At 63.9% G+C, this 13,912-nt stretch carries 12 protein-coding genes and 1 pseudogene; 6 read left to right on the forward strand and 7 right to left on the reverse strand.

What is annotated here, in order from left to right; translation table 11 throughout:
• Positions 1–214 precede the first annotated feature (214 nt).
• Positions 215–841, forward strand: coding sequence for a LysE family translocator (locus ACZ9H4_RS18005; protein WP_408149003.1), 627 nt, complete (start codon positions 215–217; stop codon positions 839–841).
• A 48-nt stretch (positions 842–889) separates the two neighbouring features.
• On the opposite strand, the gene ACZ9H4_RS18010 is transcribed toward ACZ9H4_RS18005, so the two are convergent.
• Positions 890–1,258, reverse strand: coding sequence for a hypothetical protein (locus ACZ9H4_RS18010; protein ID WP_408149005.1), 369 nt, complete (start codon positions 1,256–1,258; stop codon positions 890–892).
• Positions 1,259–1,580: 322 nt separating this feature from the next.
• On the opposite strand from ACZ9H4_RS18010, the gene ACZ9H4_RS18015 reads away from it, so the two are divergent.
• A complete protein-coding gene (locus ACZ9H4_RS18015; RefSeq protein WP_408156269.1) occupies positions 1,581–2,222 on the forward strand; it encodes a 2-hydroxychromene-2-carboxylate isomerase in 642 nt (213 codons plus the stop codon).
• Positions 2,223–2,241: 19 nt separating this feature from the next.
• On the opposite strand, the gene ACZ9H4_RS18020 is transcribed toward ACZ9H4_RS18015, so the two are convergent.
• Positions 2,242–2,499: a DUF2866 domain-containing protein gene (locus ACZ9H4_RS18020; RefSeq protein WP_175160068.1), complete on the reverse strand. Its 258-nt coding sequence runs from the start codon at positions 2,497–2,499 to the stop codon at positions 2,242–2,244.
• A gap of 258 nt (positions 2,500–2,757) precedes the next feature.
• Between ACZ9H4_RS18020 and ACZ9H4_RS18025 the strand changes: the two genes are divergently transcribed.
• A complete protein-coding gene (locus tag ACZ9H4_RS18025; RefSeq protein WP_408149007.1) occupies positions 2,758–3,873 on the forward strand; it encodes a GGDEF domain-containing protein in 1,116 nt (371 codons plus the stop codon).
• 36 nt (positions 3,874–3,909) lie between these two features.
• Here ACZ9H4_RS18025 and ACZ9H4_RS18030 read toward each other — a convergent pair whose 3' ends face one another.
• From ACZ9H4_RS18030 to ACZ9H4_RS18040, 3 genes and pseudogenes are all read right to left on the reverse strand, one after another.
• Positions 3,910–5,643 carry a peptidoglycan D,D-transpeptidase FtsI family protein gene (locus ACZ9H4_RS18030; protein WP_476120080.1) on the reverse strand — a complete coding sequence of 578 codons (1,734 nt, stop codon included), beginning with the start codon at positions 5,641–5,643 and terminating at the stop codon, positions 3,910–3,912.
• A gap of 178 nt (positions 5,644–5,821) precedes the next feature.
• Positions 5,822–6,034: pseudogene (locus tag ACZ9H4_RS18035) on the reverse strand (TRIC cation channel family protein); the annotation flags it as partial.
• Positions 6,035–6,464: 430 nt separating this feature from the next.
• Positions 6,465–8,006: a methyl-accepting chemotaxis protein gene (locus tag ACZ9H4_RS18040; RefSeq protein WP_408149011.1), complete on the reverse strand. Its 1,542-nt coding sequence runs from the start codon at positions 8,004–8,006 to the stop codon at positions 6,465–6,467.
• Positions 8,007–8,622: 616 nt separating this feature from the next.
• On the opposite strand from ACZ9H4_RS18040, the gene aepX reads away from it, so the two are divergent.
• The 3 genes from aepX to ACZ9H4_RS18055 are packed head-to-tail and all read left to right on the forward strand — an operon-like array spanning position 8,623 to position 12,611.
• Positions 8,623–10,362, forward strand: coding sequence for a phosphoenolpyruvate mutase (gene aepX, locus ACZ9H4_RS18045; RefSeq protein WP_476120082.1), 1,740 nt, complete (start codon positions 8,623–8,625; stop codon positions 10,360–10,362).
• A complete protein-coding gene (aepY, locus tag ACZ9H4_RS18050; RefSeq protein WP_476120084.1) occupies positions 10,359–11,522 on the forward strand; it encodes a phosphonopyruvate decarboxylase in 1,164 nt (387 codons plus the stop codon). Before aepX ends, aepY begins: the two co-directional genes overlap by 4 nt.
• Positions 11,523–11,543: 21 nt before the next feature.
• The gene (locus ACZ9H4_RS18055) at positions 11,544–12,611 is read left to right on the forward strand and encodes a 2-aminoethylphosphonate aminotransferase (protein ID WP_476120086.1); all 1,068 of its coding nucleotides are present in this window, start codon (positions 11,544–11,546) and stop codon (positions 12,609–12,611) included.
• A 72-nt stretch (positions 12,612–12,683) separates the two neighbouring features.
• Here ACZ9H4_RS18055 and ACZ9H4_RS18060 read toward each other — a convergent pair whose 3' ends face one another.
• On the reverse strand, positions 12,684–12,884 hold the full coding sequence (locus ACZ9H4_RS18060; protein WP_408149081.1) for a hypothetical protein: 201 nt from the start codon (positions 12,882–12,884) through the stop codon (positions 12,684–12,686).
• 75 nt (positions 12,885–12,959) lie between these two features.
• Positions 12,960–13,664: a PIG-L deacetylase family protein gene (locus ACZ9H4_RS18065; protein ID WP_408149019.1), complete on the reverse strand. Its 705-nt coding sequence runs from the start codon at positions 13,662–13,664 to the stop codon at positions 12,960–12,962.
• Between the last annotated feature and the right edge of the window lie 248 nt (positions 13,665–13,912).

The following is a 13,912-nucleotide window of genomic DNA, read 5'->3' on the forward strand; positions in this document are numbered from 1 at the left end:
CAAAGACTTCAGTAAATATGAACGAGTACGAGCCGCAGGCGGCTCTGTGCTCGCCATGGTAACGGATCGCCGGCGCATTACCCACGAGGACCTTCGGCTTGGCCGCGGCACGGCACGTCCGCGCCGCACGAAGATCGAATTCACGCATTCGTCTACAATTGCCGGCTGAACGCGCGTCAGTTCGCTGAATCCAGCGCGTCGACAAGGAGACGACATGCTTGACCTATCCACGTTGGGGACTTTCGTTGCAGTCGTGCTCGGGCTCTTCCTGATTCCGGGCCCGGCGGTGCTGCTGGTGTTGACGCGCACCGTGCATGGCGGGCGCAAAGCCGGCATTCTCACGGGCCTCGGTATCGCGGCCGGGGATTTCATTCACACGCTGGGCGCAGCGGTCGGCCTCTCTGCATTGCTGATGACTTCCGCGCTTGCGTTCAATGCGGTGAAATACGTCGGCGCAGCGTATCTCGTCTATCTGGGCATTCGCGCGTTGCGCGAGAAGCAGGCGAGCGCGCATTTGCCGGTGGTCGCGCCGGTATCGGGATCGAAAGCGTTCCTTCAGGCGATTCCCGCTGAAGTGTTGAATCCCAAGACCGCGCTGTTTTTTCTCGCGTTTCTGCCGCAGTTCGTGCGCCCCGAACACGGTTCCACGTTTCTGCAGTTCACCACGCTGGGACTGATCTTCGTCGGCATGAGCGCGTTGTATACGACACTGATCGTATTGACCATTCGGCCGCTGGGCAAATTCGTCAAGCGTTTGACGTGGCTGGCGCGCTGGCAGAACAAGATCATCGGGTTGCTGTTCATTTCGCTCGGCCTGCGCGTGGCTGCGCAGACGCGCTGATCGATCCGCGCGTCTGTTTCGTCTCGTTGTGCACTAGGTGCGTTTGCGCTAGATGTTGCGGCGTTGCCGTTGCAGACGGCCTTCGCGGGCGTATTCCATCTGGCTTTGCGTGCGAACGGCGACCTTGTCCCGTTCGGCGCGGCTTGCTTGCTGCGTATCGTCGATGTCGCCGACCCGCAGCACTTCCTGCGCGATCCTGATGCGTAGCGTCATCAACGGTTCGCCGCGTTCGACCAGTGTGCGATCCGTGGCGCGTGCCTGCTGAACGCCGCTATCGATCAGATTGCGCAACTCCAGCAGCGTGAGCCGCTGCCGCTGAATCTCGAGGATGAGCCGTTGGACGGCCCGCTCGTCGCGCGTTCGCCACCAGGCGCGCAACTCGGCGAGCGTGGGAGATTCGAAGGGAGGAAGACGCATTGCTCAGACGAAAAATACTGTATATATGCACAGTATAGCTTGTCTTATTTCGAAGCCGTGCGGCGTGCGTCAACGGCTTCTCGCCAAACCGTGCGAGTGGCTTCAGTGAGGTCAGGACAGCGCGAGCAGAATCGATGACGACACGGCGATGATGAAAAGACAGACGGCGGTGAGCATGTCGTACGGATAGTTCATTGCGGACCGTCAACGTGGCATGTGCGGGAGGTTCATCATAGGGAGAACCGTCACACGCGACTGTTAAGCATTGCAAGGCATAGTCCATCGGCGGCAACGAGTGGGCATGCTTGATATAGGAGGCAACATGAATGGCGCCGCGTCTTCTTCAACGCCTTCCTTCGCACCGGGGGTCGAGTTCTGGTTCGACTTCGGCAGCAATTACAGTTACCTGAGCGTCATGCGAATCGAGGCGCTGGCAGCCGCGCATGGCGTGCGGATTCAATGGCGACCGTTCTTGCTCGGGCCTGTGTTTCGCGATCTCGGCTTCACCAACTCACCATTCGTACTGCAGAAGGAAAAGGGCGCATACGTCTGGAAGGACATGGAGCGGCAATGTCGCAAATACGATATCCCGTTCGTGCGGCCCAGCACCTTCCCGCGTGCGGCGCTGCTGGCGATGCGCGTGGCGCTGCTGGGCGCGGATCAGCAATGGATGGCTGGCTACTGCCGCAAGATCATGCAACTGAATTTTGCCGATGACCGCGACATCGGCTCGACGGAGGTAGTGAGCGACGCGCTTGCCGAACTCGGCTTACCCGCTCGGCAAATCATCGCCGACTCGCAAAGCGACGCCAACAAACTGCGCCTGCGCGAACAGACCGAAACGGCTGCGGCCAGAGGGATATTCGGTGCACCGACGTTCTTCGTCGGAAATGAAATGTTCTGGGGCAACGACAGGCTGGATGACGCGTTGGCGTACTGCGATTCGACGCGTGCAGCACAATGAGTGGGGAGCGCGGCAGCGCTTATTCGTTACCTTGCTGGCAGAAGCGGCGGCCGGGAACGTGTGAGACGACGGCCTGAGCGATTTCGAGCGGTGTACTTTCGGCGGGCACGACCCGGCGGCTCGATTCGGGCGTGTGTTTCATGGTCCATTCGACGAGACGGTACGAACGTCCCCAAGGCGGTTGCAACGGGTCGGAGACTCTGCAGGTGTGGATCTGGCTGACCCATTCAATGCCGGGCATGGCGCGCAAATGCTCGAATACTGTCTTTTCAACCATGATTTGACTCCTTCTGCGCGGGCCTGCAGCCCGTCTTTTGGCGCGTCGTCGACACCCTTAAGAAAAAAGACCGCCGATGTTCTGGCGGCTTAACAGGGGATGGTGTGCGCATGGTTGCAGGGAAGAATTAAGCGAAACTTAAGAGGCGCATCAGCGTCCGCGCCGTATTCTCACCCTCAAGACCTCGCGGGATAGGCCGTTATTAGAGCGGTTGGGGCCGCCATCCCCGCTTCGCCTTCGGGCTCGCATCCTGATAACGTGACGAATCTCGCCCAAACGCCGCTCTCCGACCGCCTTCGCTCGCTAGTCGATACCGTGCAACATAACGAGCGCACGTTGCGCCGTTTCCAGAATGTCGAGTTGCGATTGATCGGCGCGCAGGATTTCGCCTCGTTTCTCGACACCCTGTTCAGTCATTTGCCGCAGGAATTCTCGCTGGCGAGCGTGACGCTATGGCTCGACGACCGCGCTCCGATGCTGCTCGACCTGCTCGAGCCCGTCGCGTTGCGCGCGCTCGATCAGGCGAATCTGAAGACCTCGCGCGAAGGCGGACTCGCCGCGCGAGACCTGTGCGAGGAGGGCCGGCCGTGGCTCGGCAAGCCAGGCGAACTGAGCGACACCGTGCGTCACGCGTTCTTCGGCGCCGCGCCACCGCCGGCGAGCGCGATTCTGTTGCCGCTTGCCGCGGGCGACACCGTCAGCGGTTATCTATGCCTCGGCAGCGACGACCCCGCGCGTTTCGGCGACGGCATGGCCACGGACATTCTGGAGCGCTTCGCGAGTGTCGTGACGGCGAGTCTCGACAATGTCGCGCATCGCGAGCGACTCAAGCAGCTCGGTATGACCGACTCGCTGACCGGCCTCGCCAATCGCCGCTATTTCGACGAGCGGCTGCGCGAGGAACTCATGCGCGCGGTCCGTTATGGTGTACCGGTGGCATGTCTGTTCATCGATATCGACGGTTTCAAACGCATCAACGACACCTACGGCCATCAGACCGGCGACCGCGCGTTGGCGGTGGTGGCGGCCTGCGTGCGGCAACAGGTGCGGTTGGGCGATACTGTCGCGCGTTATGGCGGCGAAGAGTTCGCCGCGCTGCTGCAAGGCGACCGGGATGATGCGCTCACCGTCGCCGAGCGCGTGCGGCTGGCGGTCGAACGGCTGGATCTGCAGGATGATCATGGCCAACGCATCGCATTGACCGTGTCGATCGGCGTGGCGGCGCGCAGGGTCGGCGGGACGGCGGCCGGGGCCGTGTCGCTCGGGCGCGAGATGATCGAGGAAGCCGATCGTGCGATGTACCAGGCCAAACGCAATGGTCGCAATCGCATCGAGGCGCTGGTGAAGCCGGGCGACGATCAGGCGGAACACTGAGTTTGCCGGTCAGGCATGGGTGGTGCTGGCGAGGCGTCAAATGCCCGGCGCATCCGGCGGCACGCCCAGCAACTGCAATGCGCCGCCGGTCACTTCGCTGAACACCGGCCCAGCCACCGTTCCGCCATAGAACGCCTTGCCCGCCGGGTCGTCGATCATGACCGCGACGATCAGCCGTGGGTCGCTCATCGGCGCCATGCCGACGAACAGCGCGCGATAGCGGTTCTTCGCATACGTCGCACCGACCTGTTTGCGGGCCGTGCCGGTCTTGCCGCCGATCCGGTAGCCGGGCACCGCCGCCGCCCGTCCCGTGCCGCCTTCGCCGGTGGCCATCTCCAGCATCGCGCGGATCGCCCGCGCGGTGGCCGGCTTCGTCACGGCGAGGTCGGTGTCCACGGAGGGCGCGGCGGCATGCGCCCCGTTGCGCAGCAGACTGACGCGTTGCATCGTGCCGTCGCCCGCATAGGCGGTGTAGATCTGCGCCATCTGCAGCAGCGAGGCGGACAGCCCGTAGCCATACGCCATGGTCGCCTGCTCGATCGGGCGCCAGCGTTTGTACGGGCGAACCTTGCCGGACGCCACGCCCGGAAAGGTCAGCTCGGGTCTCAGTCCGAGCCCGTATTGCTGATACTTGGTCCAGATCGTCTCTGCCGGCAGATTCAGCGCGAGCTTGGCGAGCGCGATATTGCTCGACTTCTGCACCGCTTCGGAGACCGTCATCACGCCGTGATTCGAGGTGTCGTGAATCACGGCTGGCCCGATCTTGTACCAGCCGGGGGCCGTGTCGATCACGCTTTGCGGCCGCACCTTGCCCTCGTCGATCGAGAGGGCGACGACCAGCGGCTTGATCGTCGATCCGGGTTCGAAGGTGTCGACCACCGCGCGGTTGCGCAGTTGCCGGCCGGTCAGGCGGGCGCGGTCGTTCGGATCGAAGCTCGGATAGTTGGCGAGCGCGAGAATCTCGCCGTTGCGCGCGTCGAGCACCACGACGCTGCCGGCTTCGGCGTGATGCTTCGCAATCGCTTCCTTCAGTTGCCCATAGGCAAGTTGCTGGATGCGCCGGTCGATCGTCAGATGGACGGTCTCGCCGTTGCGCGCCGGCACCAGCGGCCGGGTCTCGGACACCACGCGGCCGAGCCGGTCGCGGATCACTTCGCGCTGCCCGGGCACGCCGAGCAGGTGCTCGTTGGCGGCCAGCTCGACGCCTTCCTGGCCGTTGTCCTCGATATCCGTGAAGCCGACCACGTGCGCCGCCGATTCGCCTTCGGGATAAAAGCGCTTCGAATCGGCAATCTGCGTGATGCCGGCGAGGCCGAGGCGGGACAGTTGGGCGGCGGTGTCGGCATCCACCTGGCGCTTGAGCAGGACGAAGCTCTTGTCGCCGTTCAGACGCCGGCGCAATTCCGCGAGCGGCAGGTCGAGCAGCTTCGCCAGCGGCACGGCGGCGGTTTCATCGACCTGTCTGGGGGTGGCCCAGATTTCGTACGTGGCGAGGCTCACGGCAAGCATCGAGCCGTTGCGATCGACGATCCGTCCGCGCGTCGCGTCGAGTTCGATGGTGCGCTGATAGCGCTTTTGTCCTTGGTCGATATAGAAATCCCGGTTCACCACCTGCACCCACAGCGCGCGGCCCGCCAGCGCCGCGAACGCGCCGAACACCAGCAGGACGATGAACTTCGAGCGCCAGGTGGGCAGGCGAGCGGCCAGCAAGGGGTTCTTCGCGACGGACGCGTAGGGATCATGCGACTGCGATTTTTTCTGCTGGATCATTGGTTGCGGGTAATGAACTCGAGAACGCGATTAACTTGCGCCGTCCGGATCGGCGGCGCTCGACATTTTGAGATGCCAATGGGCGCGCACGACCGGCATGTGTATCGCGAAGCCTGCGGCCGACATCACGATCGACGCCGGTCCTCGCGCGATGCCGCACGCCTGTCACGACCTTGGTCGCCTCGATTGTAATGAGAACGTAATCTGTATGCGAGATCCACGCAAGTGGAGAGTGACCGGGCAAGACGTCTCGCACCGTGCCGCCGCCCAGCGTGGCAACGGTGCCGACGGGGCGCAAACCCAGGCGTTCCATACTGCGGCGCATGCCCATCAGCACGCCGGACACGGCTTCGCGGCGATGGCGAGCAGGGAGGGGACGGTGCAGCAGCATGACGGCCAGTCTTGACGGAGCGCGCTCATGAGCGGCTTCGTCGGCGAAGACCGCTGTGGGGCTCGCGTTGTAAAACGGCGATTATCGTAAGCGTGTTGTTGGTTTGAAAACGGTTAAGCCGAATCCGGTGATACCCAATTCGGCTCAAGTTCGTTGCGTTGTCGAGCGGGGTGGACGTCGGCAGAATGCGAGGCAACTAGACCGCAATGCGCCACGCGAGGCAGCCACTCATATGGCCGTAAAAAAGCCGCGTGGATTTGAAAAATCCGCGCGGCTGGCTCGTTCGATTGATGCGTCGACTCCGACGCGGCGTGTTAAAGGGGCGCTCTCCGCCTGTCGAGCGCCTTCTTTTTTATGGGCTTCCGATCCTGCTTGCACGTGGCGAGCGCCGGGCAAGCCACCCACGCCAGCCACGCCGGCCCCAACACCCTCAACCCGGCAACGCGAAGCTGGAAATCGCCTCGCGCAGCACACCCACCTGATCCTTCAGCGAATGAGCCGCGGCCGCGGCCTGCTCGACGAGCGCCGCGTTCTGTTGTGTGACCTGATCCATCTCGCCCACCGCGCGATTGACCTGCTCGATGCCCGCGCTCTGCTCGCGCGAAGCATGGCTGATTTCCTCGAGAATTTCGTTGACGCGACGCACCGAGTGCACGATCTCGCCCATCGTCGAGCCCGCATTGGCGACCTGCGACGCGCCCGTTTCGACCGTATTCGTCGAGGTTTCGATCAGCGCCTTGATCTCCTTGGCCGCCGTCGCCGAGCGCTGCGCGAGACTGCGCACTTCGGCGGCGACCACCGCGAAGCCGCGTCCCTGTTCGCCCGCGCGAGCCGCTTCGACGGCCGCATTGAGCGCGAGAATATTAGTCTGGAACGCAATGCCGTCGATCACGCCGATGATGTCGCCGATCTGCCGCGAGCTGGCGGTGATCTCGCCCATCGTGCGGACCACGTCGTCGACCACGCGGCTGCCGCGCGTGGCTACGTCCGCCGCCTGGCCGGCGAGCTGCGCGGCCTGCATCGCGCTGTCCGCGTTCTGCTTCACGTTGACGGTCATCTGATCCATGCTCGACGCTGTTTCGACGAGCGCCGCAGCCTGTTCCTCGGTGCGTTGCGAGAGGTCGGTATTGCCGGCGGCGATTTCTGTCGCGCCGATGTTGATGTTCTCGGTGCCCAGACGCACGCGCGACACCGTGTCGACGAGACCGGCCTGCATGGTTTGTAGCGCGTGCAGCAGGCTGCCGTTGTCGTGCGGGCCGACCGGTACGCGCGTCGCGAGATTGCCTTGCGCCATCAGTTGCGCATGTTCGACGGCCACTTCGAGATCGCCGCCGAGCGAGCGGCGAATGCTGCGCAACACCAGCAGCATGACGGCCGTGGCAACGGCGCCGAGCGTCACCGTGATCGCGAGCCAGCGCAGCAGATTCGCGTAGAACGCGCTCTGCACGTCGTCCATGTACATGCCGGTGACGAGATACCAATCCCACGGCGCGAAGTGCATCGAGTAGCTGGTTTTGGCGACCGGCTGCTCGCTGCCGGGCTTCGCCCACAGATAGTCGACGAAGCCGCCGCCGTCGTGATTGCCCGCGTTGACGATCGCGACGAACAGATGGTTGCCCGCCGGGTCGGCGAACTGCGCGAGGTTCTTGCCGACCAGTTCCTGCTTGAACGGGTGCATCAGCATGACCGGCTGCGAATCGTTGACGGAAATGTAGCCGTCCTTGCCGTAACGCATGGCCGCCAGCATCTCGAGCGCCTGCTTTTTGGCGTCGGTCTCGGAAAGGGTGCGCTGCTGGGCCAGCGCGTAGTAATGGGCGACGATGTGGTTGCCCTGGTCGATCAGCGCGGTCAATTGATCGCGGCGGTCCGAGATCATCGACGCGCGGTTTTGCCATGCGCCGAAGCCGCCGATCAGGATCAGGCCGATCCACAGCACGGCGATCATGGACGTCAGTTTTTTGTTCAGAGTCATAGCAATGAGAGTGGCTTTTGCAGGTGATCGGGCGGAGTTGAGTTTGCCTGGCAGCGATTAGCTTGTCGCTAACGTTGTTTACGGCGCAACACGGTGTGCTCCGCAGGCAGGGGAAACCCGTTGTTTCAGGTTGTTATTCGTCTGATCTATAAGCCGTTTGGCTCGCCCGGGCGGCAGCTTTCACTGCGCGATCCGCGACGGTTTTAATCTGGATTTTCCATTGCCGGCTTATTGTTATTCGCGTCGTTTAATGCCAATGACGACTTGAGAGCGCGGTCATGAAATTAATCGGTCTGCGTCAATAACAAGCGATATAAAAAAGCGACCCGCTACGGCTATTAATGACTCAGGTAAAGCCTGAAACAGGCCGGCCCGGCGCCAACCCCGTGCTCACCACGAAAGCGCGTCAAACCGCCACAAAACGCCAATCAAATCCAAAACCCGCTGCAGTATTGCGGAAAACGCAAAAAAAGACACATTTTTCCACTTAACGGCAACGCAGAAAAACGCGCTGTCATCGAAAAGACGAATAAATAAAAATTCCGCTATAGTCGCGATTTTCCCGTCGCCAGGCGGGCAATAAGAGCACCAATAAGCCCGCTATCAGGAGTAGAAAATGAACGCCCGCCAACCCGCCTTCGTCTCCGTATCCCGCAGCGCACGTCTGCGCCAGATGCTCCTTAGCAACGAACTCGAATTCATGATGGAGGCCCATAACGGCTTGTCCGCGCGAATCGTCCGTGAAGCCGGCTTCAAGGCGATCTGGGGTTCGGGGCTTGCGATCTCCGCGCAATACGGCGTGCGCGACAACAACGAAGCAAGCTGGACCCAGGTTGTCGACACGCTCGAATTCATGGCCGACGCGAGCGATCTGCCGATCCTGCTCGACGGCGACACCGGCTACGGCAACTTCAACAACGTGCGCCGCCTCGTGCGCAAGCTCGAACAGCGCGGCATTGCAGGCGTCTGTATCGAAGACAAGCAATTCCCGAAGACCAACAGCTTCATCAACGGCGAAGCGCAGCCGCTCGCCGATATGGACGAGTTCTGCGGCAAGATCAAAGCCGGCAAGGACTCGCAGTCCGACGAAAATTTCTCGATCGTCGCGCGCGTCGAAGCGCTGATCGCAGGCTGGGGCATGGACGAGGCGCTGCGTCGCGCGGAAGCCTACCGGCAAGCCGGTGCGGATGCGATCCTGATTCACAGCAAGCTCTCGCGTCCCGATGAAATTCTCGAATTCGCGCGCGAATGGGCTGGCCGCGGTCCGCTCGTGATCGTGCCGACCAAGTACTACAGCACGCCGACCGAAGTGTTCCGCGAAGCGGGCATCAGCACGGTGATCTGGGCGAATCATCTGATCCGCTCGGCAACCTCGGCGATGCAAGCCGTCGCGAAGGAAATTCATTCGAGTCAGACGCTCGTGAACGTCGAAGACAGCATTGCCGCTGTCAACGAAATCTTCCGTTTGCAGGACGCCGATGAATATTCCGAAGCCGAAGACCGCTATCTGTCGAGCGGCCGCGCGGCCGGCGCCGCGGTCGTCCTTGCCGCGAGCCGCGGCAAGGGCCTCGAAGCCGTCACCGAAGACCGGCCGAAAGTCATGCTGCCGATCGCGGGCAAGCCGCTGCTGCGCTGGCTCGTCGACGCGTTCAAGAAGCAGGGCGTCAACGACATCACCGTGGTCGGCGGCTATCGTGCCGATGCGATCGAAACGGCGGGCATCAAGCTCGTCGTCAACGAACAGCATGCGCAAACCGGCGAACTCGCGTCGCTCGCGTGCGCGCTCGACAAGCTGAGCGGCGATACCGTCGTCTCGTACGGCGATCTGCTGTTCCGCAGCTACATCCTGCGCGATCTCGTGGAGAGCGAAGCGGCGTTCAGCGTCGTGGTGGATTCGTCGCTGACCGATACGGAAAACGCCAGCGTGCGCGATTTCGCGTGGTGCTCGGCCGCCGACGATCGCGGACTGTTCGGCAACAAGGTCGTGCTGCGCCATGTGTCGAGCGGACAGAACGCATCGGCGGAGATTGCCGCGCAAGCGCCGCATGGCCGCTGGGTGGGTCTGCTGAACGTGCGCGACGCAGGCCGCGAGCGTCTGCAGGCGGTGATGAGCCGGTTGCAGGCGCGCGCCGATTTCGCTTCGCTCGACATGCCCGCGCTGCTGAACGCGCTGATCGAAGCGGGTGAATCGATCGAGGTGCAATACGTGCATGGCCACTGGCGCGGCGTGAACGATCTGGACGACTTCCGCCGTGCGGGCGACTTCGCGCATGCGCAAGCGCCATTCGCGGGGGCGGGCGGCGGCAGCGCGGTGCAAAGTGCGGCGAAGAGCGCCGCGAACGGAGCGGCGCAATGATCGAAGCCGCACAGTTCGTCGAGGCGGCGCGTGAGCGCGGCTTCGACTGGTACGCAGGAGTGCCGTGCTCGTATCTGACGCCGTTCATCAACTACGTGTTGCAGGACGAGTCGTTGCACTACGTGTCGGCGGCCAACGAAGGCGATGCGGTCGCGCTGATCGCGGGCGTCACGCTCGGCGCGAAGCATGGCCGGCGCGGCATCACGATGATGCAGAACTCCGGCCTCGGCAACGCCGTGAGCCCGCTTACGTCGCTCACGTGGACCTTCCGTCTGCCGCAATTGCTGATTGTCACGTGGCGCGGCCAGCCCGGTGTCGCCGACGAACCGCAGCACGCGCTGATGGGTCCGGTCACGCCCGCGATGCTCGACACGATGGAGATTCCCTGGGAGACTTTCCCGACCGAGGCCGACGCGATCGGCCCGGCGCTGGATCGCGCGATCGCGCACATGGACGAAACCGGCCGCCCGTATGCGCTCGTGATGCAGAAGGGCAGCGTGGCGCCGTACGAGTTGAAAGCCGGCGGCGCGAGTACGCGCCGTGCGCCGGTGGCGCCGCGCTCGCAGTTCCATGACGTCGCGGCGGCCGAACTGGCTTCGCGTCACGACGCGTTGCAGAAGGTCATCGCGCACACGCCGCTCGAATCGACGGTGGTGCTCGCGTCGACCGGATTTTGCGGCCGCGAACTCTATGCGATCGACGACCGGCCGAACCAGTTGTACATGGTCGGCTCGATGGGCTGCGTGACGCCGTTCGCGCTCGGGCTCGCGCTCGCGCGTCCCGACCTGCACGTGGTCGCGCTCGACGGCGACGGCGCCGCGCTGATGCGCATGGGCGCGTTCGCGACGCTCGGCGCTTACGGTCCGGGCAATCTCACGCACGTGCTGCTCGACAACGGCGCGCACGATTCGACCGGCGGCCAGGCGACGGTGTCGTCGCAAGTGTCGTTCGCGGGTGTGGCCGCGGCGTGCGGTTATGCGTCGGCGGTCGAAAGCGACGACGCAGCGGTGTTCGATCAGGTCTTCGACGCGCCGCCGCTCGACGGCCCGCGCTTCGTGCGCCTCGCGATTCGCCGCGGCACGCCGGACGGCCTGCCGCGTCCCACCATCACCCCGCCCGATGTGAAGACGCGCCTGATGCGCCACATCGGCGCCGCTTGAAATCACAGTAAAGGAGCGCCCATGCTGCTGCTCAATCCCGGTCCGGTGACGCTCACCGAACGTGTTCGCCATAGCCTGTTGCAGACGGATCTGTGCCATCGCGAAAGCGAGTTTTTCGACTTGCAGGAAGAGGCCCGCACGCGCCTCGTCGATCTGTACGGTCTCGATGCGAATGAATGGCAGGCGGTGTTGATGACCGGCTCCGGCACGGCCGCCGTCGAAAGCATGAGCGCCGCGCTGGTGCCGCAAAACGGCAAGCTGCTGGTGGTGGAAAACGGCGTGTACGGCGAGCGCATTTCGCAGATCGCCATGCAATACGGCATCGCGCATGAATCGCTGAAGCACGACTGGATGCACGCGCCGGACCTCGCGAAGATCGCCGAACGCCTCGATGCGGACAAGGCGTTCACGCACGTCGCGGTGATTCATCACGAAACGACCACGGGCCGTCTGAACGACCTCGCGCCGCTCGGCGCGCTGTGCCGCGCGCGCGGTTTGCGTCTACTGGTGGACGGCGTGAGCAGTTTCGGCGCCGAAGCGATCGATTTCGCCGATGCGAGTCTCGACGCGGTCGCGGCCACCGCGAACAAGTGTCTGCACGGCGTGCCGGGCGCGTCGTTCGTGCTGGTGCGGCGCGTGGCGCTCGCCCAGGCGGCGAGCCGCACCTACTACCTCGATCTCGGGCGGCTCGCGCGTTTGCAGGATCAGCGCAACACGCCGTTCACGCCGTCGGTTCACGCGTACTACGCGCTCGTCGAAGCGCTGCGCGAACTCGCCGACGAAGGCGGCTGGCGCGCGCGTCACGCGCGTTATGCGGCGCTGGCCGAACAGGCTCGGGCGGGGCTCGCCGAGCGGGGCATCCGCAGCGTGTTGCCAGCGGAGCAATCGTCGGTGGTGCTGCGCGCGTACCGGTTGCCGGACGGCGTCGCGTATGCGCAATTGCACGACGCGCTGAAGGCGCGCGGCTTCGTCATCTATGCGGGGCAGGGCGGCTTGTCGGCCGAACTGTTCCGCATTTCGACGATGGGCAATATCCACGCCGCCGATATCGACCGTTTGCTGCAGGGCTTCACCGAACTGACGCGTTGATTCGGGCGTCGCGGTGCAGGGCGCGGCGGCTTTCACCGCGCCGCGCCGTACCGCGCGATGCAATGCGCCCGGTCACACGGGATCCTTGTCAGGCGGCCCGTCGGGCCGCTGCGGCTCCTCCACGTGATGGCCGGGCGACGGCGGCACCAGCGGGTCGGCTTCCGGGTCGCGGTTCGGATCGGCATTGGGGTCGGGAATTGGACTGGTATGCATGTCGTAGCTCATCGCATCACCCTGTAGTTGAAACGCATGCGGTTCGAGCGCTTCGGACAATCCGCGCTCGAACCGACGCCGGCAATCCTCTTCAAGCGTAGGCGTTTTTGCCGCGCGCCGCGCTGCTCAGTGTTGTCACTTTCTTCCGCGACGGCCAACGCTGAGCTGCCAGTAACGCTCGGTGGCGAAAACGTCGTCGTAATTGCCCGCGCCGAATGCGCGCAACTGGCTGGCGTACGCATTGACCGCCTCGCGTTTGAGTTGCGCGCGGCGCTGGACGTCGATCGTATGCGCTGCGCTCGGATGCGCCGGCGTCGCCACGATGCCGCGCTGCGCAAGATCGGCGAGGCGCGCCTGCACGACGCCGGGCGTGCGCCGGTGAATCGCTTCCTCGTAGCCGAACCAGACCAGATGCGACAGCCGCGGCAGGATTTCGCAGCAGGCTTCGAAGACCCGCACGTGATCGTCGTGATAGAGGCCGAGCGGCATCAGCAGCGTATTCGCGGTGCTGCGATAAATGATTTCTTCGAGCATTGCCGCCATCCGGCTGATCGACGGCGAGTCGGCATACTGGCTGTCGCGAAACGGCATGCGCAGCGGAATCGCGTCGAGCACCTCCAGCGCGCGGTTGTCCTCAAGCGTGCGCTCGTGGATGGCTTCGTAGGCATTCGCGAAACCCGACTTCTGATCCCATTCGGTATGCATCTCGTGCTCCGGCGGCGCGGCGAACACCGTGCAGACCGAGGCGTCGGGGTGAGCGGCGAGCAATGCGCCGCAGCTGAAAACGGCGTCGTCGAAATGGGGCGAGACGATGAACAGGCGTGGGCTGGTTTCGCTCATTGGGGCGGTAGGGTTGGGCGCGGGCGGCCGGCTAATGCGTGAGCTAGAGCTCTCAGGGCCCGGTCCGCGCGGAAAACATGGGCTCACATCAGCTTAGGCCGAATCGATGCGGCTTGCGCGGCGGTTGTGGGGCCGCAAGTGGTGTGCCTGGGTGTGCCTGGGTGTGGCTGGCTGTGTTGGACTGTGTTTGGCGGGCTCCCGTAGAGGCTCACCGGTTGGGAGCGTGGGGGCTCCTGAATTGACTCACC

Source organism: Paraburkholderia sp. TE9906, from assembly GCF_056279605.1.

Excerpts from the sequence above, each read along its gene's own strand:
- ACZ9H4_RS18005 (WP_408149003.1), top strand. The coding sequence starts at position 215 with ATGCTTGACCTATCCACGTTGGGGACTTTCGTTGCAGTCGTGCTCGGG.
- ACZ9H4_RS18010 (WP_408149005.1), bottom strand. The coding sequence starts at position 1,258 with ATGCGTCTTCCTCCCTTCGAATCTCCCACGCTCGCCGAGTTGCGCGCC.
- ACZ9H4_RS18015 (WP_408156269.1), top strand. The coding sequence starts at position 1,581 with ATGAATGGCGCCGCGTCTTCTTCAACGCCTTCCTTCGCACCGGGGGTC.
- ACZ9H4_RS18020 (WP_175160068.1), bottom strand. The coding sequence starts at position 2,499 with ATGGTTGAAAAGACAGTATTCGAGCATTTGCGCGCCATGCCCGGCATT.
- ACZ9H4_RS18030 (WP_476120080.1), bottom strand. The coding sequence starts at position 5,643 with ATGATCCAGCAGAAAAAATCGCAGTCGCATGATCCCTACGCGTCCGTC.
- ACZ9H4_RS18040 (WP_408149011.1), bottom strand. The coding sequence starts at position 8,006 with ATGACTCTGAACAAAAAACTGACGTCCATGATCGCCGTGCTGTGGATC.
- aepX (WP_476120082.1), top strand. The coding sequence starts at position 8,623 with ATGAACGCCCGCCAACCCGCCTTCGTCTCCGTATCCCGCAGCGCACGT.
- aepY (WP_476120084.1), top strand. The coding sequence starts at position 10,359 with ATGATCGAAGCCGCACAGTTCGTCGAGGCGGCGCGTGAGCGCGGCTTC.
- ACZ9H4_RS18055 (WP_476120086.1), top strand. The coding sequence starts at position 11,544 with ATGCTGCTGCTCAATCCCGGTCCGGTGACGCTCACCGAACGTGTTCGC.
- ACZ9H4_RS18065 (WP_408149019.1), bottom strand. The coding sequence starts at position 13,664 with ATGAGCGAAACCAGCCCACGCCTGTTCATCGTCTCGCCCCATTTCGAC.